Source organism: Cryobacterium sp. N21 (assembly GCF_002929575.1).
In the GTDB taxonomy this organism is placed as follows: domain Bacteria; phylum Actinomycetota; class Actinomycetes; order Actinomycetales; family Microbacteriaceae; genus Cryobacterium; species Cryobacterium flavum.
This window is the reverse complement of the sequence record NZ_PJJQ01000031.1, coordinates 232,417-256,494: the sequence shown is the minus strand read 5'-3', so window position 1 is coordinate 256,494 and position 24,078 is coordinate 232,417. Positions and strand designations below refer to the sequence as shown.

The 24,078-nt window shown below is 64.2% G+C and carries 12 protein-coding genes and 1 tRNA gene; 2 read left to right on the top strand and 11 right to left on the bottom strand.

Annotation, left to right across the window (positions count from 1 at the left end; genetic code table 11):
- Positions 1 to 38: 38 nt before the first annotated feature.
- The 6 genes from uvrB to polA all read right to left on the bottom strand — a co-directional run bounded on the left by uvrB (position 39) and on the right by polA (position 11,537).
- Complete coding sequence (gene uvrB / locus CXY77_RS08540) at positions 39 to 2,102, bottom strand: excinuclease ABC subunit UvrB (RefSeq protein ID WP_104129934.1); 2,064 nt, start codon at positions 2,100 to 2,102, stop codon at positions 39 to 41.
- 29 nt (positions 2,103 to 2,131) lie between these two features.
- Positions 2,132 to 2,797 carry a dephospho-CoA kinase gene (gene coaE / locus CXY77_RS08535; RefSeq protein ID WP_092340091.1) on the bottom strand — a complete coding sequence of 222 codons (666 nt, stop codon included), beginning with the start codon at positions 2,795 to 2,797 and terminating at the stop codon, positions 2,132 to 2,134.
- A gap of 48 nt (positions 2,798 to 2,845) precedes the next feature.
- Complete coding sequence (locus tag CXY77_RS08530; protein ID WP_104129933.1) at positions 2,846 to 5,143, bottom strand: response regulator; 2,298 nt, start codon at positions 5,141 to 5,143, stop codon at positions 2,846 to 2,848.
- A 309-nt stretch (positions 5,144 to 5,452) separates the two neighbouring features.
- The gene (rpsA, locus tag CXY77_RS08525; protein WP_092107815.1) at positions 5,453 to 6,907 is read right to left on the bottom strand and encodes a 30S ribosomal protein S1; all 1,455 of its coding nucleotides are present in this window, start codon (positions 6,905 to 6,907) and stop codon (positions 5,453 to 5,455) included.
- Positions 6,908 to 7,113: 206 nt separating this feature from the next.
- On the bottom strand, positions 7,114 to 8,790 hold the full coding sequence (locus CXY77_RS08520; protein WP_104090375.1) for a DUF885 domain-containing protein: 1,677 nt from the start codon (positions 8,788 to 8,790) through the stop codon (positions 7,114 to 7,116).
- 74 nt (positions 8,791 to 8,864) lie between these two features.
- Positions 8,865 to 11,537, bottom strand: coding sequence for a DNA polymerase I (gene polA, locus CXY77_RS08515; protein ID WP_104090376.1), 2,673 nt, complete (start codon positions 11,535 to 11,537; stop codon positions 8,865 to 8,867).
- A gap of 53 nt (positions 11,538 to 11,590) precedes the next feature.
- On the opposite strand from polA, the gene CXY77_RS08510 reads away from it, so the two are divergent.
- Positions 11,591 to 12,016: a hotdog fold thioesterase gene (locus tag CXY77_RS08510; RefSeq protein WP_092340210.1), complete on the top strand. Its 426-nt coding sequence runs from the start codon at positions 11,591 to 11,593 to the stop codon at positions 12,014 to 12,016.
- Here the strand turns inward: CXY77_RS08510 and CXY77_RS08505 are convergent.
- Together CXY77_RS08505 and CXY77_RS08500 are read right to left on the bottom strand one after the other, a co-directional pair.
- Positions 12,013 to 15,522 (bottom strand): bifunctional RecB family nuclease/DEAD/DEAH box helicase, encoded by a 3,510-nt coding sequence (locus CXY77_RS08505; protein ID WP_104129946.1) that lies wholly within the window; start codon positions 15,520 to 15,522, stop codon positions 12,013 to 12,015. The two genes, CXY77_RS08510 and CXY77_RS08505, sit on opposite strands and share 4 nt — an antisense overlap.
- A gap of 116 nt (positions 15,523 to 15,638) precedes the next feature.
- Complete coding sequence (locus CXY77_RS08500) at positions 15,639 to 16,244, bottom strand: ANTAR domain-containing response regulator (RefSeq protein WP_092340209.1); 606 nt, start codon at positions 16,242 to 16,244, stop codon at positions 15,639 to 15,641.
- Between the two features lie 38 nt (positions 16,245 to 16,282).
- Between CXY77_RS08500 and CXY77_RS08495 the strand changes: the two genes are divergently transcribed.
- Positions 16,283 to 16,368, top strand: a tRNA-Leu gene (locus CXY77_RS08495).
- 169 nt (positions 16,369 to 16,537) lie between these two features.
- Here CXY77_RS08495 and pyk read toward each other — a convergent pair.
- The 3 genes from pyk to gltB all read right to left on the bottom strand — a co-directional run bounded on the left by pyk (position 16,538) and on the right by gltB (position 24,077).
- Positions 16,538 to 17,983, bottom strand: a complete 1,446-nt coding sequence (gene pyk / locus CXY77_RS08490) for a pyruvate kinase (RefSeq protein WP_092340086.1) — start codon at positions 17,981 to 17,983, stop codon at positions 16,538 to 16,540.
- A gap of 66 nt (positions 17,984 to 18,049) precedes the next feature.
- Entirely contained in the window at positions 18,050 to 19,507 is a 1,458-nt protein-coding gene (locus CXY77_RS08485) for a glutamate synthase subunit beta (protein ID WP_104129932.1), read from the bottom strand.
- Complete coding sequence (gene gltB / locus CXY77_RS08480; RefSeq protein WP_092340084.1) at positions 19,500 to 24,077, bottom strand: glutamate synthase large subunit; 4,578 nt, start codon at positions 24,075 to 24,077, stop codon at positions 19,500 to 19,502. Before gltB ends, CXY77_RS08485 begins: the two co-directional genes overlap by 8 nt.
- Position 24,078: the final 1 nt, after the last annotated feature.

Sequence of the window (24,078 nt, the reverse complement as noted above, 5' to 3'; positions counted from 1 at the left end):
TTCCCAAACACGTGCCACGAGGGGTGTGCGACCGGCGGCTACTGCAGGTGGCCGGCCTTCTCCATCTGGCGGAGTTCGCGCTTGAGTTCAGAGAGCTCATCGCGCAGACGGGCGGCGAGCTCGAACTTGAGCTCTCCGGCGGCCTCGAGCATCTGTCCGTTAAGGTCGGCGATGATCGACTCCAGATCGTTGGCACCGTTGGCGGCTAGGCCGACCCGACGGTTGGGCGTCGACGTCTTGCGCCGGGCATCGCGGCCGGCCAGGAGCTCGGCGGTGTCGGCCTCCTCGCGAGCGAGCGCTTCGGTGATGTCGCCAATGCGTTTGCGCAGCGGGGTCGGGTCGATGCCGTGCAGGGTGTTGTACGCAACCTGCTTCTCTCGCCGACGGTCGGTCTCGTCGATCGCCTTCTCCATCGAGGCGGTGAGCCGGTCGGCGTACATGTGCACCTCGCCGGACACGTTACGGGCGGCACGCCCGATCGTCTGAATAAGGGACGTCGCCGAGCGCAGGAAACCCTCCTTGTCGGCGTCGAGAATGGCGACGAGCGACACCTCGGGCAGGTCGAGGCCCTCACGCAGCAGGTTGATGCCGACGAGTACGTCGTAAATGCCGGCGCGCAGTTCGGTGAGCAACTCGACCCGGCGCAAGGTGTCGACATCGGAGTGCAGGTAACGTACCCGCACGCCGGCCTCAGTGAGAAAATCGGTAAGGTTCTCGGCCATCTTCTTGGTGAGCGTTGTGACCAGCACGCGCTCGTTGCGTTCGGTGCGCTTCTTGATCTCTTCGAGCAGGTCGTCGATCTGGCCCTTGCTCGGCTTCACGATGATCTGCGGGTCGATCAGGCCGGTCGGGCGGATGATCTGCTCGACAATGCCATCCGCAATGCCCATCTCGTACTTGCCGGGCGTCGCCGACAGGTACACCGTCTGGCCGACCCGATTCTTGAACTCGTTGAACTTGAGCGGACGGTTATCGAGCGCGCTCGGCAGGCGAAAGCCGTGGTCGACCAGGGTGCGCTTGCGCGAGGAGTCGCCCTCATACATGGCACCGATCTGCGGCACGGTCACGTGCGACTCGTCGATGACCATGAGAAAGTCGTCGGGAAAATAGTCCAGCAGGCAGTGCGGGGCCTCCCCCGGTTCGCGCGCATCGATGTGGCGGGAGTAGTTCTCAATGCCGGAGCAGAATCCGATCTGCTCCATCATCTCGAGGTCGAAGGTGGTGCGCATACGCAGTCGCTGGGCTTCGAGCAGCTTGCCTTCACGTTCGAGCACTTCGAGGCGTTCGGCCAGTTCGATCTCGATGGTACCGATCGCCCGACGCATAACGTCATCGCTCGCAACGTAGTGCGAGCCAGGAAACACCGAGACCGAGTCGAGCTTCTTGACGATATCGCCGGTGAGCGGATGCAGGCTGTACAGGCCTTCGATCTCGTCGCCGAACATCTCGATGCGAATAGCGAGCTCTTCGTACATCGGGATGATCTCGATGGTGTCGCCGCGCACCCGGAAATTGCCCCGCGAGAAATCGACATCGTTGCGCTTGTACTGCATGGCCACAAATTTGCGCACCAACCAGTCGCGGCTGACCTTCTGACCGACCTGCAGGGCGATCATGGCATCGAGATAGCCCTGCGGCGTACCGAGACCGTAGATGCACGACACCGTCGACACCACGATCACGTCCCGGCGGCTCAGCAACGAGTTGGTGGTGGAATGCCGCAATCGTTCGACTTCCTCGTTGATCGAAGAGTCCTTCTCGATAAAAGTGTCGGTCTGCGGAACGTAGGCCTCGGGCTGATAGTAGTCGTAATACGAGACGAAGTACTCGACCGCGTTGTTGGGCATGAGGTCGCGGAACTCATTGACCAGCTGCGCCGCGAGGGTCTTGTTGTGGGCCAGAACGAGCGTCGGGCGTTGCACCTGCTCGATCAGCCAGGCCGTCGTGGCGGACTTACCGGTACCGGTAGCACCAAGCAGCACGATGTCGGTTTCGCCGGCATTGATTCGGGCAGCCAGGTCGGCGATCGCCGCCGGCTGGTCGCCGCTCGGCGTGTACTCACTGACCACTTCAAACGGATTCACAGAGCGCGTGGGTTCCATGCTTCCATTCTACAAAGGGGGTCTGACACTCAGCTTTGCGCGCTCGACCCCTGCGAGCGAATGCCGGCGCTCGCCGCACTCTTGTCGGCCTCGGCAGTGAGCACGCCCTCCCAGAGCGCGTCAACCTGAATCAGTGTCGCGTCGAGGCCACCCGTGTTGTCGATCACGACGTCGGCCAGGGCCAGACGTTCTGCGTCACTGGCCTGCGCCGAGATGCGATGGGTCGCGTCCTCGCGGGTCAGGCCGCGCAGGTCCACCATGCGCTGGATTCTGGTGGCAGCATCCGCGTGCACGACGACGATCACGTCAAACGTGACCAGGCCGCCGGCCTTGGCTTCGGCCAGCAGCGGAACGTCGTAGACGACGATGGCGTGCGGGTCAGCCGCAGCGGCTTCGGCCACCCGGTCGCGGGTGAGCTGTCGCACCGCCGGATGCGTGATGGCATTCAGCCGTTCTCGCCGCACCGGGTCGGTAAAGATGATGGCGCCAAGCGCCCGCCGGTTCAGGCTGCCGTCGGGCAGCAACAGGTCGGAGCCGAACTCTTCAGCAATCGCCGCCAGTGCCGGGGTGCCGCGTTCAACAACTTCGCGGGCGAGACGGTCGGCGTCGATCCCGACGGCGCCCAGCTCACTGAGACGCTGTGCTACGGTGCTCTTGCCCGAGGCGATTCCACCGGTCAGCCCAATCAGATACATCCCGTCAGACTATCTGTTTCGCCCGCGGACGGCACAGGGATCATCCACTCAGTCGAGAGCCCGTTTGATCTCTGCCAGGAGCGCGTCCCGATTGAAGTCGGGTTTGTTCATTGTCACGACGGGCTGGGCCGGGTCGCTGTCGATCGTGTCCTGTTCATCGTCGGTGATCTTTCCCGCCGACAGGACCAGCACCGGAATGTACTGAGTACTGGCATGGTCCTGCAGCGCCCGCACAATCTTGAACCCGCCGAGGTGCTCCATCATGAGATTGATCAGAATCAGGTCGGGCGTCAACTTGAGCGCATCAGAGATGGCGGCCTCGCCCGACGACGAGGATGCGACGCGGTAGGCCGGCTCTTCCAAATACGAAGTGACCTGGTCGACGGTTTGGCGGTCTTCATCGACAATGAGGATGCACCGTGTATGTGCCCGGTCAGGGCGTAACCCAAGCAGGGTGAGCGAGTTCTGCAATTCGACCCGCTGCAGCGGCTTTTCGAGCACAGCCGCGGCACCGCGACTTAATGCCATACTCATGTCGGCCAATCCGGCAATGACCACGACGGGGATGGAGGCCAGTTCCGGAGAATCGTGGAGCTTCAGTAGAAACTTCCAGCCGTCCATTCCCGGCAGCTGCACGTCGAGGGTGATCAGGCTTAGCGGCACTCCCTGTGCGAGATCGAGCGCTTCCTCGCCGCTTGCCGCTGCAATCACCTGGAAGCCTTCTGCTTCCAGGAGCAACCGAACGAGCTTGGCGGATTTGGCGTCGTCCTCAACCACCAAAGCCGTCGGGCTTCCGCTCGGGACAGTCGAACCCGCGACTGTCTGCGAGAAACCCTGACGGTCGACATTCGAGTCAGCATTGGCCGCCGCGATCAGATCCTGCGTGGCGTGTTGAAGCAGCGCGTCGCCATTGTCGTTCTCGGGCTCGCGGCCGGCGTCGGACTCTGCCCGTTCTGGTTCGAATGATGCATCGGAGTTCTCCGCGCGGATCTCTGCTCGCTCAGTATTGCTTTCCGCGGTCAGTGACGGTTGGGCCGTCGCTGCGGACAGATCATGGCGCGGCAACCAGACGCCGAAGGTTGCGCCTTCGTTCAGAGATCCCTCCACACCGACCCTGCCCTCTTGCAGCTCGGCCAGCAATTTCACCATGGCCAGGCCTACACCGTTGCCGCTTGACTTCCACGCGGCGTCGAATTCCCCGTGTCGCAGGGGAAGGAACAAGGCAGGCAGATCCGCCTCGGAGATTCCGACCCCGGAGTCCGTCACTCGAATTTCCAGAAACTCCGCAAAACCGAACTCTGGTAAAGGTGACGACCAGTGTGGGCGATGTCCGTCGAGGAAGCCGACGGAACTGCGCGGCACAATCCGCGCCTGCACGGATACGTCCTCGCCCTTGCTGGCAATAACGGCATTGCCCAGCAGGACCGCCAGAATCTGTCCGGTGGTGTCGGTGTCGAGCGGAAAGTCCCCCACCTGCTCAGTACCGTTGACAGCGACCGAAACTGCGGGGTCTCCGCTCTGATCGACCAACGCGGCGCTGGCGACCAGCAGGCCGTGCACGGCGACGAATTCATAGTAGAAGTCGACGTTGCCGGTTTCAACCGTGGACATGCTGATGAGTTCTTTGAGCAAGGACAGCAGGTGGGCGGTGTCAGCGCAGATGCCGTCGACTCTGCGTTGCTGCACCTCGTTCAACGTACCGTCAACCCCACTGCTCAGCGCCTTGGCCGAAGAAACGATCGCCTGCAGCGGTGTCAGCACCTCGACCTTGGCGCGAGTCAGATACTCGGCCCGAGCAACATTCGCCTGCTCCATGGCGAAATTCTTCTCGAGGAGGGCGCGCTCGAACTTTTTGCTCTCGGTCACGTCTCTGGCTGCCGCGAAAACGCCCTGGACTCTGCGCTCACGATCCCGCAGAGTGGCCGCGTTGTACGAGACGACGGTTTCCGTGCCGTCAAAGGATCGCACCGTCAGCTCGTAATCAGTGATCCGGTCCTCCTTCAACACTCGGGCGATGGCGGTGTCGGCGCGCGTCGGATTGGTGAAGAAGTTGCGGCACGGAGCACCGATGAGTTCGTCCCGGGTGCGCCCGGTCAGGGCCACCATCTGGTGATTGACGTCGGTGATGACGCCCTTGGTATCGGTGGTCATGAGCGCATCAATGTTTGATTCGATCAGCGATCGAGTGTAAAACTGCTGGTCACGTAACCTTTCGTTGAGCACTTCAACCGACAACGATGCACCAGAACCGTCGGTGAAGCTCTGACTTCCCGACGGTGCCACAGGGGTTTGAAAATCGTCTTCGCCCCTGTTGTCAGCGCTGTCTGCAGGGTGAAAGGTGTTCATGGGGCTCTCCGATGGGACTGTGAAGCTGTCGTGCACGTTCCCACCAGAAACAGGTTGTAACTAGGGAAATCCACATCCGTTCGACAATTTTGTTACTGTCGTGATGCCGACAAAAAAGAGGACGTTTCCTCACTATCAGGTATAGCACGAAGAGTTCCGTGAGTCGTGATCCTGACCAATTACCATCGGATATTGCGCGCGGTCGCGAGACCGCCATCCGCTTGCGAACGTCGTACGAAAAAACGGACCGCACCCCGAAGGATGCGGCCCGCCCTGCGCCGCTTACTGCGCAACTGTGAAGCTGTGCTGCTAGTTGCCGCCGGAGAGCTTCTCGCGGAGGGCCGCGAGTGCTTCGTCGTCGGCGAGCGTGCCGGCGCCAGCCGACTCGCTCGAGAAGGCAGAGCCGGCCGGTGCGACGTCGCTGGGGGCAGCGATTTCGTCGTTCGCGGTCGAAACCTGCTTCTTGTGGGCTTCCCAGCGAGCCTGGGCTGCAGCGTAGTCCTGCTCCCACTTTTCGCGCTGCTCGTCAAAGCCTTCGCGCCACTCGTTGGTCTCGGAGTCGAAGCCTTCGGGGTACTTGTACTGGCCCTTATCGTCGTACTCGGTGAGCATTCCGTAGAGCGCCGGGTCGAACTCGGTGCCGTCGGGGTCGACGCCATCGTTGGCCTGCTTGAGGCTGAGCGAGATGCGGCGACGCTCGAGGTCGATGTCGATGACCTTGACGAAGACCTCGTCGCCGACCGAGACAACCTGCTCGGCGAGCTCAACGTGCTTGCCGGACAGCTCGCTGATGTGCACGAGTCCCTCGATGCCCTCGGCAACGCGAACGAACGCGCCGAACGGAACGAGCTTGGTGACCTTACCCGGTGCAACCTGGCCGATGGCGTGGGTGCGGGCGAATACCTGCCACGGGTCTTCCTGCGTTGCCTTGAGCGACAGGGAGACACGCTCGCGGTCGAGGTCAACTTCGAGGATCTCGACGGTGACTTCCTGGCCAACTTCGACGACCTCGCTGGCGTGCTCAATGTGCTTCCAGCTGAGCTCGGAAACGTGGACCAGACCATCAACGCCGCCGAGGTCGACGAACGCACCGAAGTTGACGATTGAGGAGACAACGCCCTTGCGGACCTGTCCCTTCTGGAGGTTGTTGAGGAACGTGGTGCGACTTTCGCTTTGCGTCTGCTCGAGCAGGGCGCGACGCGACAGCACAACGTTGTTGCGGTTCTTGTCGAGCTCGAGGATCTTCGCTTCGATTTCCTGGCCCAGGTACGGGGTCAGGTCGCGAACGCGACGAAGTTCGATGAGCGATGCCGGAAGGAAGCCGCGCAGGCCGATGTCGACGATGAGTCCACCCTTGACGACCTCGATGACCGAACCGGTGACAACACCGTCGGACTCCTTGATCTTCTCAACGTCGCCCCATGCACGCTCGTACTGAGCGCGCTTCTTGGACAGGATGAGGCGGCCTTCTTTGTCTTCCTTCTGAAGAACGAGGGCCTCGACCAGGTCGCCGACCTTGACGACCTCGGAGGGGTCAACGTCGTGCTTGATGGAAAGTTCGCGGGAGGGAATGACACCCTCGGTCTTGTACCCAACGTCGAGGAGAACCTCGTCGCGGTCGATCTTCACGACGGTGCCCTCGATGAGGTCTCCGTCGTTGAAGAATTTCAGAGTCTTTTCGACCGCGGCAAGAAAGTCCTCAGCAGATCCAATGTCGTTGATGGCGACCTGCTTGGGTGCCCGTTCGGTCGTTGCGATTGTCATGTAGTAGTTGCTCCAGGATGGACATAATCGGGCCACACGCAAAAATTCGTTCAGGTGTTTTAGTTGTTCCGCGGTACAAAAACCCGGGGAACGCTCCGCGCATGGCAGCGGATAGGGCGCCACAAATGTGACACTTTATCCTAGCTACCAGACTCCCCCGCAGGCAACTTGACCAGACTTCTCGCCTGACTACTCCAGCGGATGCCCTACTTCAGCAAGGCCGACCGCAGGGTGTCGAGACCCACGCCGCCCAAATCCAGGGCAGTGCGGTGGAATTCCTTGATCGAGAAGGCATCACCTTGGCGCGCTTTCGCGGCATCGCGGAGTTGCTCCCAGATGCGCTGTCCGACTTTGTAGGACGGCGCCTGGCCCGGCCAGCCGAGGTAGCGGTTGACCTCGAATTTGACGAAGCTCTCGTTCATATTGACGTTCTGACCCAGAAATTCGAAGGCGTAGTCCGCGGTCCACGGGCCGGAACCGTCGGGCCGGGTCTTGCCCAGGTGCACACCGATGTCGAGCACGACGCGAGCGGCGCGCATCCGCTGGCCGTCGAGCATGCCGAGACGGTCGGCCGGGTCGTCGAGGTAACCGAGCTGTTCCATGAGGCGTTCCGCGTAGAGGGCCCAGCCCTCGGCGTGGCCGCTGGTGCCGGCGAGCTGCCGACGCCAGGTGTTGAGCTTGGCCCGGTTATAGACGGCCTGGCCGATCTGCAGGTGGTGACCGGGGACACCCTCGTGGTACACCGTGGTGAGCTCGCGCCAGGTGTCGAATTCCGTCACACCGACGGGCACCGACCACCACATTCGTCCGGGCCGGGAGAAGTCGTCGGTGGGTCCGGTGTAGTAGATGCCGCCTTCCTGGGTGGGGGCGATCATGCACTCGATGGTCTTGATTTCGTCGGGGATGTCGAACTGGGTCTCGGCGAGGTCCGCGACGGCCTTGTCGCTGGTGCGCTGCATCCACTCTTGCAGGGCCTGGGTGCCGTGCAGTTTGCGGCTCGGGTCGGTGTCGAGGTAGGCGATGGCTTCGAGTACGCTCGCGCCGGGTTTGATCTGACCGGCGACCTTCTCTTGCTCGTCGACCATGCGGGCGAGTTCTTCGATGCCCCACTCGTAGGTTTCGTCGAGGTCGATCGTGGCGCCGAGAAAACGGCGGGAGGCGAGGGTGTACAGCTCGCGGCCGATCGCGTCGTCGTCGGTGGCCTTGCCGTCGAGTTCGTCGCGGAAGAAGGTTGCAAGTTTGTCGTAGGCGGTGGCCGAGCGGCGAGCGCCGAGGCCGAGGTCTTTGGCGAGGGAAGCGGGCAGGGTGCCGCTATCGAGCGACGCGTTCGCTGAGAATTCGGCGAAGAAACCGTCATTGGCGGCATGGCGCTGGGCTTGGGCGAGCACCTCCCGTACCTGGCGGCGTGCCGGGGTCACCCCACGCTCGATGCCGAGCCGGAGCGTCTCGATGTACCCGTCGATGGCGGCCGGAAGGTTGCCCAACCTGCTTGAGATATTGGCCCAGTCGTCGACGGTCTTGGTGGGCATGAGGTCGAAGATGTCGCGAATCTCCTGGGCCGGCGAGGCGATCACGTTAAGGTCGCGCAGTTGCAGCTGCGCGTCTGAACTCTCGACGCCCAGCGACAACTCGCTCCGCAGGTCGGTCTTGGTGACCTCGTCGATGCTGTCAACCGGGCGGGCGGCATCCAGTTGGGCGATTGTCTTCTTTGCCTCGGCGACGAAGCGTTCATGGCCCGCCGGGGAGTAATCGCCGTAGCGGCCATCACCCTCGGTACGGCCGATGTAGGTACCCACCGTTGGCTCAAGGTCGACGAGGGTGTCCACCCACTCTTCAGCGATCTGGTCGATGGCCGTGGGAGTGCGCAGAGTGTCATGTGTCATGCGTCGAGCCTAGAACACGACTGCTCGGCGCGAACCCCCCAATTGGGGAAACTGGCCGGTCACACCGCAGTGATTTAGTGGGCGGCGGCGTCCCAGTTGGGTCCACGGCCGACCTGAACCGTCAGCGGAACGAGCAGATCTGCGGCAGATTCCATGTTGTGGGTGACCACCTGGCTCAGGGAATCCCATTCGCCCGGGGCGACGTCGAAGATCAACTCGTCGTGAACCTGCAACAGCATCCGGGAGTCCATTGACGCATCCGTCAGGTCAGCGGCGATACCGTTCATGGCGATCTTCATGATGTCGGCCGCGGAACCCTGGATCGGAGCGTTGAGCGCCGCTCGTTCAGCGTTGTCGCGCAGCACCCGTTTGGGGCTGGCCAGGTCGGGGAACGGGCGGCGACGCCCGAAGATGGTCTCGGTGTAACCGTCGACCTTGGCCTGCTCGACCACGTTGCGAAGGTAATCGCGCACCGCGCCGAACCGCTCGAAGTAGTCGGTCATGAGCTGCTTGGCCTCTTTGGTGTCGATGCGAAGCTGCTTGGACAGGCCGAAGGCGCTGAGCCCGTAGGCAAGCCCGTAGCTCATGGCCTTGACCTTGCTGCGCATTTCGGCGGACACGTCGGCGGGGTCCACGCCGAAGATTCGGGAACCCACGAACCGGTGCAGGTCTTCGCCAGCGTCGAAGGCTTCGATCAGCCCGGCATCTTCGGAGAGATGCGCCATGATGCGCATTTCGATTTGCGAGTAGTCGGCGGTCAGCAGGCTCTCGCTGCCTTGGCCGGCCTGGAAGGCGGCACGGATGCGTCGACCCTCTTCGGTGCGCACCGGAATGTTCTGCAGGTTCGGGTCGTTCGACGAGATCCGGCCGGTGGTGGTGCCGATCTGCACGTAGGTCGTGTGGATGCGGCCGGTCGTGTCGATGGCTTTGTCGAGGGTTTCCACGATCTGGCGCAGTTTGGTGGCGTCGCGGTGCTTGAGCAGCAGATCGAGGAACGGATGCGGGTTGCTGGCCTGCAGATCCGCGAGGGCGCCGGCATCCGTTGAATACCCGGTCTTGTTCGCGCGTGTCTTGGGCATCTCCAGCTGCTCGAACAGCACGTCCTGCAGCTGCTTGGGCGACCCGAGGTTGACCTCCCGGCCGATCTCGGCGTAGGCGGCGGCGGCGAGGCTCGCCGTGCTGGCACCCAACTCTGCAGACAGCTCGGCGAGTTGCTCATGCGAGACGCTGACGCCGGCGAGCTCCATGTCGGCGAGGGCGAGCAGGGTGGGCAGTTCGATATCGATCAGCAGTTTCAGCGAACCGGGGTCGAGGGCCTTCTCGACGGCGGCGAAGACACGGAGGGTAAACCACGCCTGGGCAGGGGCACCGGCCTGTTGGGCCTCGTCGGGAACGAGCTGATTGGGGTCGGCGACGGGCAACGTTTCGTCGAGGTAGCGCGACACGAGGTCGGCCAGGGTCTTATCGGGGCCGCCTGGGCGAATGAGCCAGGCGCCGACCAGGGTGTCGAAGGCCAGACCGTTGAAGGGCAGACCGCTGCGGCGCAGCGCCTTCATCTGGTGTTTGGCGTCGTTCATGACCTTCGGAGCCGCACTGGCAAGCCACGCTTCGAGAGGGGCATAATCCTTGCGGCCCGGCTGCCACGGCAGGTTGACGGTCTCGGTCGGGCTGGCAAGGCCGAAGCCGATGGCCTTACCGTCCTGCACCTCAACGGTGAGACCGAGGCCCGCCGGGTGGGCCACGGTGGCACGGTCGAGCCACGACTGCAGCTCTTCGTCGAGGAGGTCCTGCGCGATGGGGGCCTGAACGGCGGGCACCTCGTCGACGACAGCAACGGTTGCTTCAACGGCCGGGTCTTCCCCGGCGAGCTTGAGTACCCGGTCGAGGAGGGACTTGAATTCGAGGCGGGTGAAGATGTCCCGCACCGCGTCGGTGTCCATGGCGCCGCGTTCCAGCGCGGCAACGGCCATCGGAAGGTCCAGGTCGGTGACCAGGCGGTTGAGTCGGCGGTTGCGAATCGCGTTCTCTTTCTGCTCACGCAGGTTGTTGCCGACGACGCCCTTGATCTCCTCGGCGTGTTCCAGGATGCCGTCGAGGCTGCCGTACAGGCCAAGCCACTTCACCGCGGTTTTCTCGCCGACCTTACTGATGCCGATCAGATTGTCGCTGGTTTCGCCGACGAGAGCGGCCACATCGGGGTATTGCTCGGGTTCGATGCCATAGCGTTCGCGCACCCGAGCCGGGTCGTAGCGCGTGAGGGCTGACACGCCTTGGCTGGCTGGATAGAGGAGGGTGACGGTCTCGTTGACCAGCTGAATGGCATCCCGGTCGCCGGAGACGACGAGCACGTTGTAGCCGGCGGCGGTGCCTTCGACCGAGAGGGTGGCGAGAATATCGTCGGCCTCGAAGTCTTCCTTGGTGATGGTGGTGATGTTCATCGCGGCGAGGGCTTCCTGCAACAGCGGGATCTGCCCAAGGAATTCCGGCGGGGTCGCATTGCGCGTGCCCTTGTACTCGGGGTATTCCCTGGTACGAAAGGAGGCGCGGGAGATGTCGAACGCGACCGCGAGGTGGGTCGGCTTCTCGTTGCGCAGCAGGCTGAGCAGCATCGACAGAAAGCCGTGGATGGCGTTCGTATGCTGACCGGCGTGGGTCTGGAAGCTATCCACCGGCAGGGCGAAGAACGCCCGGAATGCCAGGGAATGGCCGTCGATGATCATCAGGGTAGGCTTTTCGGAGTCCAACACTCCCCTAGCCTACAAGCGTCTTCCCGCGCGGGCTCCCCCGACCAAAGGTGATCATGTTCAATACAACTGACGATGCACTCGCCTGGGTTCAGCAGCGCGGCGGCGGAGATCTGGCCGACAAGATGGGGCTGGAGTTCACCGAGTTCACCATAGACCGGGCCGTGGCGCGGATGCCGGTGGCCGGAAACACGCAGCCGGCCATGCTTATGCACGGCGGCGCCTACGTCGTGCTCGGCGAGTCCCTCGGGTCGATGGCAGCAAATCTGCACGCCGGACCGGGAAAGCTCGCCGTGGGAATTGAGATCAACGCCTCACACAACCGTTCAGCGACGTCAGGGTACGTCACCGGGGTGTGCACCCCGATTCATCTGGGCCGCACCCTCACCACCCACGAAATCGTCGTCACCGACGATGCCGGCCGGCGCTGCTCGACGATTCGCATCACGAACATCATCAAGGACCTTCCGCCGCAGGGTTAGCCCGCGTCGGGCTCGACCAGACTGATGAACGCGCTGAGCTCGGCGACGCCGGTTGGTGTTACGGGCAGGTAGTCGGTGAGCGCCGGCGAATAGACCAGGTAGGCGGCCCATTTCGCGCGCGAAATGGCAACGTTCAGCCGGTTCTTCAAAATGAGAAATCCCAGGCCGCGCGGTACGTCATCGGCCGAACTGGCCGCGAGAGTGACAATCGCAATGACGGCCTCCTGACCCTGGAACTTGTCGACCGTTCCCACCCTCACCGTGGAGTAGCCGGCAGCCGCCAGTGCCTCACGTACGAGAGCCAACTGGGCGTTGTACGGCGTCACGACGATCACGTCGGTTTCGGTCAGGGGGTCATCGACCCGATCCATGGTCGGGTCTGTCCACAGCCGGCCGAGTACGCCGCGCACGAGTGCCACGACGGCCTCCACTTCTTCGGCTGATGAAATGGAATTGCCGGTGTGCACGACCGGCACGGCGTGCACACCGGGCCGAATGCCTACAAGAAAGCGGGTCGACGTAGTCGGATCGGCGTGCAGCAGGCCGCCGTAGGACAGTCGGGAGACGGGCTCGGTGACCGCCGGGTGCATGCGGCGGCTCTCGGCGAGAAAGTAGCCCCGGTCGGCGGGAAGCACGTCGTGGCCGGCGGCGACCCAGCCCAGGGCAGACTGGTCGATCGGCTCGGGATGCAGGCCTTGGCTGACCTGCGGCAATTGCTGCGGGTCGCCGAGCAGCAACAGACTGCGGGCGCCGACACTGGCCGCGATGGTGGAGGCGAGCGAGAATTGGCCGGCCTCGTCGACGACGAGTAGATCAAGGCTGTGTCGTGGCACGCGGGCCGGATTGCTGAAGTCCCACGCGGTGCCGCCGACGACGAATCCCGTCGCGGTGTGATCCAGTGCGAACAGAAGTTGCCCGTCTTTCGGCAGCACGGTGTAGGCGGGTTCCGCCGCATCGGCGCCGGTCTTGGCGACTTTGCCGACGAGAGCCGGCTCGAGCCCGGCACTGACGACGGCGTCGAGCAGGTTCTCCACCACCGCGTGGGACTGGGCGACAACGCCGATCTTCCAGCCGTGCCGCTGCACAAGTGCGGTGATGACGTGTGCGCCGAGGTAGGTCTTGCCGGTGCCGGGTGGCCCCTGGATCGCTAGGTAGGAGTGATCCAGGTCGAGCAGGGTCGCGATGACGGCATCGATGGTGCTGCCGCCGGCCCGGGCGAGTGCCAGGTGCCCGCTTTCGGTGCGCGGCGGGGTGCGACGCAGAATATCGACCATCGAGTCGCGCGGCCAGCCGGGCTGGGCATCGACGATAGCTTTGGCCCACTCGTCGATAGCGGGTTTCTGCTGCAGGGGCCGTGGCGGTGCGGCCGGTGCCAGGGCACTCGGCCGGTCGCTATAGCGAGCCGTGTCCTTGAGCAGTGTCTCTTCAATCAGGATGCCGTCATCGCTGACGTCCAGCACTTTGACGGTGCGGTGGGCGCGTGCGCCGTCCGAACTGTCGGGGTTGACGAACGGTCCGGGGTATTCGTAGAGCAGGTACGGGCCAGCCTGGTCGCCCGGTTTAATGCTGCTGCCCGGTGCCAGGCGACCGCGCAACCAGAGGTGGCGACGGTCGACGCGCTGCATACCTTCTCGGAACCAGTCGCGCTCTACGTCGACGCCTTCGACGACGAGGACGTCGCGGGTGTCCTGCCATTCATCGATCGGGTACTCGAGCCGAAAATAGTGCGCCCACCAGAAGCTCTTCTGCTCTCGCCGGTGGTAGTCCATTGCGGCGGCGGCAAAGGCGGCCGCGGTCTGGTCGATGCTGCGCGGGGTGTGCGGTGTCGTTGGCGCAGCGCGGGCGAGCAGGGCGTCGCGCACCGGTGACGGCTCCAGCGGGACGGCATCCGCTTCGGCCGTGCCACCGGCCGAGCGGATGCCCGCTCCGCGCGCCAGCGTGAGCAACCAGTCGCGCAAGCGCAGCGTTGAGACGCAGTCGTAGCGGTTGTAGTCGGCGATGGAGGCGAGCATGCGTTGCGCCTCGACCTGGTCGCCGTGAGCGTGCAGGTCGCGGGCTGCGGCGTATTCAGTGATGGAGTCCGCCGCGTTGGTGACCTCGCCGCCGCGCAGTTCCGCGCCCATGTAGAGCGGTTCGAGCTTTTTGATCGAGTACGAGCGCGACCCGACGCGCATGGTTTTGCGCACGAGCGGGTACAGATCGACGAGCACATTCTCGCGCAGCAGCCGGTCGATCTGGTCTTCGCCGACGCTGTGCCGGGCGGCGAGGCTGAGCAGGTGGGTGCGCTCGTAGGCGGCGTAGTGGTACACGTGGAGGCCAGGAAACTGGGCTCGACGCCTCCCGAGGTAGGCCAGAAAGTCGGTGAGCGCGACCTTCTCCTCGGCCCAGGTGTGCGCCCAGAAAGCGTGAAAGGATTCGTCGGTCTGCACCAGGCCGAACAGGTAGTCCAGGCCCCACTGCGTGGTCGAGCCGTCAGGGGCGTCGTCGCCTTCGGTCGCGTTTCCCTCTGAATAGAGCGGGTCGCCCTCGAAGTCGAAGAAGATGTCGCCCGGGTTCGGTTCGGGCAGCACTGACAGCGCCCCTGGGTTGTACAGATCGACCGGCGGAGCTGTACCGGGGACCGCCTGAAGCTGTAGCCGCGCCTGTGTACGCAGGGCGGTGAGCGTCGAGTCCGACACGCCGTCGATGTCTTGGGTAAACGCCGCGAGATCGTCGATTGTGCCAATGCCGCCGGCCGCAAGCCGCGCCCGCTGCGACAGGCGCAGCCCGGCGACCAGCAAGGGATCGCGGTGCGCCTGCACCTCGGCCTCACAGGTGGTGCAGCGTCCGCAGACCGTGTATCGCGGGTCTCCCCACGCTACCGGCTGGGTGTCGGCGAGTCGTTCCGTGATGATCTGCAGCAGGCGCTGCCTGCGTTTACGGTACACCGGGCGAATATCAGCGAGCGGATGCCCGCTCACGGACCCGTCACCGAGCAACAGTTCGACAGAGTCGGCCGTTGGTACGCCAATGCGGTCGAGCTGGTCGGCGTAGGCGGCGAGCTGCAGCAGCGCGGTCACTCGGGCGTGCCGGGCCAGTTTGGTGTCTTGTAGCAGCCAGGTGCCGTCATCCTGGCGCACGATGAAGTCAGCGAGTCCGAGAAAGGCGATGTCTGCGGTAGGTGAGCCGAAGTGTGGATCGAAGAACGTGGCCTGAAAGATGACCTCGGCGGTCGTGCCGAAAGCCAGCCGCGTTTGGTCGGCGGCAATCTCCAGAGCGGGGCGAGCCATCCGCTCTGGACGGCAAATTTCGACCACAGACTGGCCCAGCCGGTACCGCTCGAGCACCCGGTGCTCATGCTCGTCGCCCAGCCGCGAGGTGCGGTCCAACATCGCGTCGACCGGGTCGACCACAGCGTCGATGCGGCCGAGCTTCGCGTCGATGCGGCGCAGAAACGCAAACTCGCAGACGGATGCCGCGCTCAGGTCACTCGCGCTCGTCACCACGCTGCCGTCCAATAGGAACATGCGCCCGTCCTCCGTCTGTTCGAGCGTATCGGACACCTCCGACACGCCAGCCGATCAGATGCCCGGGTACAAAAAACGGCCCGGCAGGTTCTGCCGCGCCGTTCTCTGAGACGTTTCTACTTCTTGACGCTGAGCTGCTCGATAATCGCCTGCGACACGTCGTGCATGGTGAGTCGACGATCCATCGAGGCCTTCTGGATCCAACGGAAGGCTTCGGGCTCGGTCAGGCCCATCTTCTCGTTGAGCAGGCCCTTGGCCCGGTCGACGAGCTTGCGGGTTTCGAACCGTTCGACCAGGTCGGCGACCTCGGCTTCGAGGGTGATGATCTGGCTGTAGCGCGAGAGGGCGATCTCGATCGCGGGAAGCAGGTCGTTCGGGGTGAACGGCTTGACGACGTAGGCCAGTGCGCCGGCTTCGGTGGCACGCTCGACCAGTTCCTTCTGGCTGAACGCGGTCAGCAGCACGACCGGTGCGATGTGCTCTTTGGACAAGCGTTCAGCAGCGCTGATGCCGTCGAGCTGGGGCATCTTGACGTCCATGATGACCAGGTCGGGGCGAAGCTCCCGTGCCAAGGCGACCGCTGTTTCTCCGTCACCGGCTTCGCCGACGACTTCAAAGCCGTTGTCGCGCAGAATCTCGACGATGTCGAGGCGGATGAGGGATTCATCCTCAGCGACGACAACGCGGCGCGGAGGGGTGGGGGTGCTGTCTTGGTCGGTCACGACCAAAAGCCTACGGTATTCTGAACGAGTAGTTGTAAGCCGGTGTGGCGGAATGGCAGACGCGGAGCACTCAAAATGCTTTGTTCGCAAGGACGTGTGGGTTCGAGTCCCACCACCGGTACCAAATTCTCACAGCAAAATGCCCGATCAGCGGGGGTTTTTTGCTGTGTTGAAGCGTGCCCTGCACGTTCGTGCAGAATTAGGTCGATGCGCGGGCAGATGACACCGGCCAGTTTGTCTAGACACAAGAAGCCCCGCCCGAAACGTACGGGCGGGGCTTCTCGTGTTAACCGCTACTTCTTGACGTACGCCGGTGCGACCTCGTTGTGGGCGTCGCCCACGCGGTGCACGCGAATGTCGTTCGTCGAGCCGACGATTCCGGGAGGGGAACCGGAGATGACGACGACCTTGTCACCGATTTCGGCGAGACCCTGACCGATGAGAATATCATCGACCTGACCGAACATCGCGTCGGTGTGGGTCACCGGCTCCACCAGGTACGTCTGAACGCCCCAGGTGAGGGCCAGACGCCGACGGATGCCCGGCTCCGGCGTGAAGGCCAGCATCGGGATCTTCGACCGCAGGCGGGACATGCGGCGGGCCGAGTCGCCGGACTCGGTGAAGATGCAGAGGAACTTGGCATCGACGAACTCGGCCACCTCGATGGCGGCGAGGGTGATCGCACCGCCCTGGGTGCGCGGACGGTTGGTCAGCTTGCCGATGCGCTCGAGGCCGTGCACCTCGGTGGATTCCACGATGCGGGCCATGGTCTGCACCGTGACAACGGGGTATTCTCCGACGCTGGTCTCACCGCTGAGCATGACGGCATCAGCACCGTCGAGCACGGCGTTGGCGACGTCGCTGGTCTCGGCGCGGGTGGGCACCGGGCTCAGGATCATGGATTCGAGCATCTGCGTGGCGACGATGACCGGCTTGGCCATGCGGCGAGCGATCTCCACGGCCTGCTTCTGCACGATCGGCACGGCCTCGAGCGGAAGCTCGACGCCGAGGTCGCCGCGGGCGACCATGATCGCGTCGAAGGCGTCGACGATCTCTTCGAGGTTGTCGACGGCCTGCGGCTTCTCGATCTTGGCGATCACCGGAACGCGGCGGCCCTCTTCGGCCATGATCTCGTGCACGCGGGTGATGTCATCGGCGCTGCGCACAAAAGAAAGGGCGATGAGGTCGGCTCCGAGACGGAGGCCCCAGCGCAGGTCGGCTTCGTCCTTCTCCGACAGGGCCGGCACGTTCACTGCTACGCCGGGCAGGTTGATGCCCTTGTTGTTGGAGACCGGGCCGGCGACGATCACGCGGGTGGTGACGACGACGCCATCCGTTTCGACGACCTGCACCTTCACCTTGCCATCGTCGATGAGCAGAAAGTCGCCGGGGTGCACGTCGTGCGGCAGACCCTTGAAGGTGGTGCCGGAGAGCTCTTTGGTGCCGAGCACGTCTTCGGTGGTGATCTTGAAAATGTCACCGACGGCGAGCTCGTACGGGCCGCCCTCGAACTTGCCGAGGCGAATCTTGGGGCCCTGCAGGTCGACCATGACGGCGACGGCACGCCCGGAGTCGTTGGCAGCCTTACGCACGTTGGCGTAGACGCTCTCGTGCACCTGGTAGTTGCCGTGGCTCAGGTTCATGCGGCAGACGTCAACGCCCGCGTCGATGAGCGCTCTGATCTGCTCGTAGCTGGCAGCCGCCGGCCCGAGGGTGGCGACAATTTTTGCGCGTCTCATTCTGGTGAATCTCCGATTTCCGCGCTTTGTGAGCGCATTACGACGTGGTGCAGGAAGAGTAAGGGTTTAGAGGGCGAAGGAGCGGTCCGTGGGCTTAACGGGAGATGGCAGTTGGGTCTGGCCTTCCAAGAACTGGTCGACCGCAGCGGCCGCAGCGCGTCCTTCGGCGATAGCCCAGACGATGAGTGACTGGCCGCGACCGGCATCGCCGGCGACGAAGACGCCCTCGTGGCTGGTCTGGTAGTTGCCGTCGCGTTCGACGTTGCCGCGACCGTCGAACGGAAGCTTTAGCTGGTGGCTGAGGTCGTCCGGCTCCGGGCCAGTGAAGCCCATCGCGAGCAGCACGAGATCGGCCGGAATCTCCATCTCGGTGCCGGCCTTGGGAACGCGGCGTCCGTCGAGGTATTCGGTCTCGGCGATGCGAATGGCACGTACCTCACCGAATTCGTTGGCCAGAAATTCAACCGTCGACGCGAGGTACTGGCGGGTGCCACCCTCTTCGTGGGCGCTGGAGACCTCGAACAGGGTCGGGGACATCGGCCACGGCTGGTTTTCCGGCCGAGTGGTGCCCGGCTGCTTGCCGATCGCCAAGTTGGTGACGGATGCTGCCAGCTGACGGTGTGCGGTCCCGATGCAGTCGGCCCCGGTGTCACCACCACCGAGCACGACGACGTGCTTACCCTCGGCGGTGATCTGCGCTTCGATGGCTCCGCCGGCGCCGATCTTGTTCTGCTGCACCAGGTATTCCATGGCGAAGTGCACGCCGGGCAGGTCGCGCCCCGGAATGGGCAGGTCGCGGGGAACCATGGCACCGGTCGCCACCACGACGGCGTCGTAGCGGGCGCGCAGGTCATCCCAGGTGATGTCCACGCCGATGTTGACGTTGGCGCGGAACCGGGTTCCCTCCGCCGTCATCTGCGCCAGACGCAGTTCGAGGTGCTTCTTCTCCATCTTGAAGTCGGGGATGCCGTAGCGGAGCAGGCCGCCGATGCGGTCGTCGCGTTCGAACACGGCAACGGTGTGGCCGGCGCGGGTCAGCTGCTGGGCTGCGGCCAGTCCGGCAGGACCGGATCCGACGACGGCGACGGTCTTGCCGGTCAGGCGTCCGGGCGGCTGCGGTTGCACCCAGCCCTTGGCGAAGGCCTGGTCGATGATCGACACCTCGACCTGCTTGATGGTGACGGCGGGCTGGTTGATGCCGAGCACGCACGACGACTCACACGGGGCCGGGCAGAGCCGACCAGTGAACTCGGGAAAGTTGTTCGTGGCGTGCAGGCGCTCGATGGCCGCACGGCCCTCATCGCGCCAGACCAGGTCGTTCCACTCCGGAATGAGGTTGCCGAGCGGGCAGCCCTGGTGACAGAACGGCACTCCGCAGTCCATGCAGCGGCCGGCCTGACGTTTGAGTACAGCGGCGTCACCCTGCTCGTAGACCTCTTTCCAGTCCATCAAACGGATTGCCACCGGACGGCGGGCAGGCAGCTCGCGGTCGGTGGTCTTCAGGAATCCCTTCGGATCAGCCATTGGTTACCTCCAGAATTCGATTCCAGACAACGAGTCCGTCGGGATCGAGTCCCTCGTCGACGGCCGTCTGCCTGGTCTCCAGTACGGCCGCGTAGTCGCGCGGCAGTACCTTGACAAATGCGTTCATGGTTTCTTCCAACTTCGACAGCATGCGCTTGGCGAGTGCTGAATCGGTCTGGTCCCGGTGTTGTTCGAGCAGGTCGCGCACGATCTCGCGGTCGACGCTCTCGAGGGCGAGCAACCTGAGCTCCCCCGAGGTCAGCGCGTCACGGTTGACCCGTTCGGCGGTCAACCCGTAGACGTAAGCCGTGCCGCCACTCATGCCGGCGCCGAGGTTGCGTCCGGTCTCGCCGAGGATGAGGGCGAGGCCGCCGGTCATGTATTCGAGCGCGTGGTCACCCACGCCCTCGACGACGGCGATCGCTCCGGAGTTGCGCACGAGGAATCGTTCGCCGACAATGCCGCGAATGAACATGCTGCCCTGCGTGGCGCCGTAGCCGATGACGTTTCCGGCGATGACGTTGTCTTCGGCCGGGAACTGGCTGGCCCGGTCGGGGCGCACGATGATCTGCCCGCCCGACAGGCCCTTGCCGACGTAGTCGTTGGATTCGCCCTCGAGGCGCAGGGTGATTCCGCTCGGCAGGAATGCCCCGAAGGACTGTCCGGCTGAGCCGGTTAGAGTGACCTCGATCGAGCCGGCCGGCAGACCATTCTCGCCGTGGCGCAGGGTAACCTGGTTGCCGAGCATGGTACCAACGGCGCGTTCGGTGTTGCGAATCGGCAGGTCGATCCTGATCGTCCCGCCGTGTTCGAGCACGCTCTGGCTGCGCCGAATCAGTTCGTTGTCGAAGTGCTTGTCAAGTTCGTGCTCCTGAGCGCGCGCCCACTTGCGCGGTTCTGCCTCCGAGAAGTCCGGGCCGCTCAGGATGGGAGAGAGGTCAAGCCCCTGCGCCTTCCAGTGAGTGAGTGCACGGTTCACGTTCAGCACCTCGCGGTGGCCGATGGCCTCATCGAGGCTGCGGAAGCCGAGCTCGGCGAGGTACTCACGCACCTCCTGGGCGATGAACTCGAAGAAGTTCACGACGTGGTCGGCCTGGCCGGCGAAACGTTTGCGCAGTTCCGGGTTCTGAGTGGCAACGCCGACCGGGCAGGTGTCGAGGTGGCAGACGCGCATCATGATGCAGCCCGACACAACAAGCGGAGCGGAGGCGAAGCCGAATTCCTCAGCACCGAGCAGGGCACCGATGAGTACGTCACGGCCGGTCTTCAGCTGGCCATCCACCTGCACCACCACGCGGTCACGCATGCCGTTGAGCATGAGCGTCTGCTGGGTTTCGGCGAGGCCGAGTTCCCACGGGGTTCCGGCGTGCTTGAGCGAGTTGACCGGGCTGGCACCCGTTCCGCCGTCGTGGCCGCTGATCAAGATCACGTCGGAGAGGGCTTTGGCAACACCGGCCGCGACGGCACCGATACCGGACTGGCTGACCAGTTTGGTGTGGATGCGTGCCTTGGGGTTGGCGCGTTTCAGGTCGAAGATGAGCTGCTTCAAGTCTTCGATCGAGTAGATGTCGTGGTGCGGCGGCGGCGAGATGAGGCCGACGCCGGCCGTGGCGTGCCGGGTGCGGGCGATCCACGGGTACACCTTGGTGGGAGGCAGCTGACCGCCCTCGCCGGGCTTGGCACCCTGGGCAAGTTTGATCTGGATGTCGTCGGCGTGGGTCAGGTACATGCTCGTCACACCGAACCGGCCCGAGGCGACCTGCTTGACGGCGCTGCGCCGGGCCGGGTCGAGCAGCCGATCGAGGTCTTCGCCGCCCTCACCGGTATTGGACTTGCCGCCCAGACGGTTCATGGCGATCGCGAGAGTCTCGTGCGCCTCCTGCGAAATGGAACCATAGCTCATCGCGCCGGTCGAGAACCGTTTGACGATCTGCGACACCGATTCGACCTCGTCGAGCGGCACCGGAGTGCGCTGGCCCGGGCTGAGCGTGAACATGCCGCGCAGGGTCATGAGCGATTCGGCCTGGTCGTCGACCATTTTCGTGTACTCGCGAAAGATGTCGTAGCGCTTGGTGCGAGTGGCGTGCTGCAGCCGGAAGATGGTCTCCGGGTTGAACAGGTGCGGGGCACCATCGCGGCGCCATTGGTATTCGCCGCCGGTCGCGAGGCGCTCGTGTGCGGTCACCGCAGCATCCATTGGGTACGCGGAGGCGTGACGCGACAGGTTTTCGACACCGATCACGTCGATGCCGACGCCGCCGAGCTTGCTCGTGGTACCGGTGAAGTACTGGTCGACGAAGGACTGGGCCAGGCCGACGGCTTCGAAGGTCTGGGCGCCGGCGTAGGAGGACACGGTGGAGATGCCCATCTTGGACATGATCTTGAGCACGCCCTTGCCGAGCGCCTTGATCACGTTGCGGACCGCCTTCTCGGGCGTGACGTTGGTGATGATGCCGCTGCGCACGAGGTCTTCGCAGGTTTCCATGGCGAGGTAGGGGTTGACGGCGGAGGCGCCATAGCCCATGAGCAGGGCCACATGGTGCACCTCGCGCACGTCGCCAGCCTCGACCACGATGCCGACCTTCATGCGGTTCTCGGTGCGGATCAGGTGGTGGTGCACGGCAGCGATCATGAGCAGCGACGGGATCGGTGCAAGGTCCTTGTTGGAATCCCGATCGCTCAGCACGATGAACAGGGCGCCGGCCTCGATGGCTTCGTCGACCAGGGCGCAGATGGCGGCGAGGCGCTTGGATAGCGCCTCGGGACCCTCTTCGAAGCGGTACAGGCCGCGAATGGTCGTGGTGGTGCGGCTGCCGACGACGGGGTCGATGTGCTGGATCTTGGCCAGTTCGTCGTTGTCAATGACCGGGAAGTCCAAAATGACCTGGCGGGCATGCTCTGGGCCTGCGGTCAGCAGGTTGCGTTCCGGGCCGAGGCCGAGCTTGAGGCTCGTGACGACTTCTTCACGGATGGAGTCGAGCGGCGGGTTGGTGACCTGCGCGAACTGCTGGGTGAAGTAGTCGAACATGAGCCGCGGGCGGTCGCTGAGCACGGCGATGGGTGTGTCGCTGCCCATAGCGCCGAGCGGTTCGGCGCCGGTGCGGGCCATCGGGGCGAGCAGGATGCGCACTTCTTCTTCGGTGTAGCCGAAGGTGCGCTGGCGACGCACAACGGATGCCGGCGGGTGCACGATGTGCTCCCGTTCCGGAAGGTCCTTGAGGTTGATGCGGCCCTTTTGCAGCCACTGGCCCCACGGCTCGCTCGCCGACAGCTCCGCCTTGATCTCACGGTCGTCGATGATGCGGCCGGCCTTGGTGTCCACCAGGAACATCTGGCCGGGGCGCAGGCGGCCCTTACGCACGACGCGGGCCGGGTCGATGCCGAGCACGCCGATCTCGCTCGCGAGCACGACGAGACCGTCGTCGGTAATGAGATAGCGGCCGGGGCGCAGGCCGTTGCGGTCGAGCGTTGCTCCGACGAGGGATCCGTCGGTGAAGACGATCGCGGCGGGGCCGTCCCACGGTTCCATGAGCATAGAGTGGTACTCGTAGAAGTCGCGACGTTCGTCGTCGAGGTCGGTCTGGTTTTCCCAGGCCTCCGGCACCATCATCATGATGGCGTGGGGCAGCGACCGCCCGGACAGGCTGAGCAGTTCGACGACCTCATCGAACGAGGCAGAGTCGCTGGCTCCAGGGGTGACAATCGGCAGCAGGGGGGCGAGGTCGCCGAGCAGCTCGGACTCGAGCTGGGACTGACGCGCGCGCATCCAGTTGCGGTTTCCCTGCACCGTGTTGATCTCACCGTTGTGGGCGATCATGCGGAACGGCTGGGCGAGCGGCCAGGACGGGAACGTGTTCGTGGAGTAACGCGAGTGCACGAGGGCGAGCGTTGAGACGAAACGTTCGTCGGACAGATCGGGGTAGAACGGTTCGAGCTGCAGGGTCGTGACCATGCCTTTGTAGACCAGGGTGCGGCAGGACAGCGACACGAAGTAGATCTCGAGCTCGCGTTCGGCGCGCTTCCGCAGCCGAAAGGTCTGCCGATCCAGCGCGATGTCGGAGAACGGAGCGCCGGCTTCGGTGGTGCGAGTGCTCTGCACGAACAGCTGTTGGATGGCGGGCATGTTCGCGCGGGCCTGGCTGCCGAGGTCTTCCGGGTGTACCGGAACCTCACGCCACCCGAGGATGCTGAGGCTTTCCTCGTCCGCGATCACGCTGATGGCGCGCTTGATGGCGGTGCGAGCGGTCGGATCGGTTGGCAGAAAAACGTTGCCGACGGCGTACTGCCCCACCGGGGGAAGCGCTATATCCGTGACGGCGCGCAGGAAGGCATCCGGTATCTGGGTGATGATTCCGGCACCGTCACCGGTTCCGGCGTCGGAGCCGACGGCCCCGCGGTGTTCCAGGTTACGCAGGGCGTCGAGGGCCTGCGTGATGATGTCGTGCCCGGCGGTTCCTCGCAGGGTCGCCACCATGGCCAGGCCGCACGCGTCGCGTTCGGCCGCCGGATCGTACAAACCGGATGCTTCGGGCATGCTGCTGAAGCGGGAGTAGAGAGGTTTCTGCGCCATT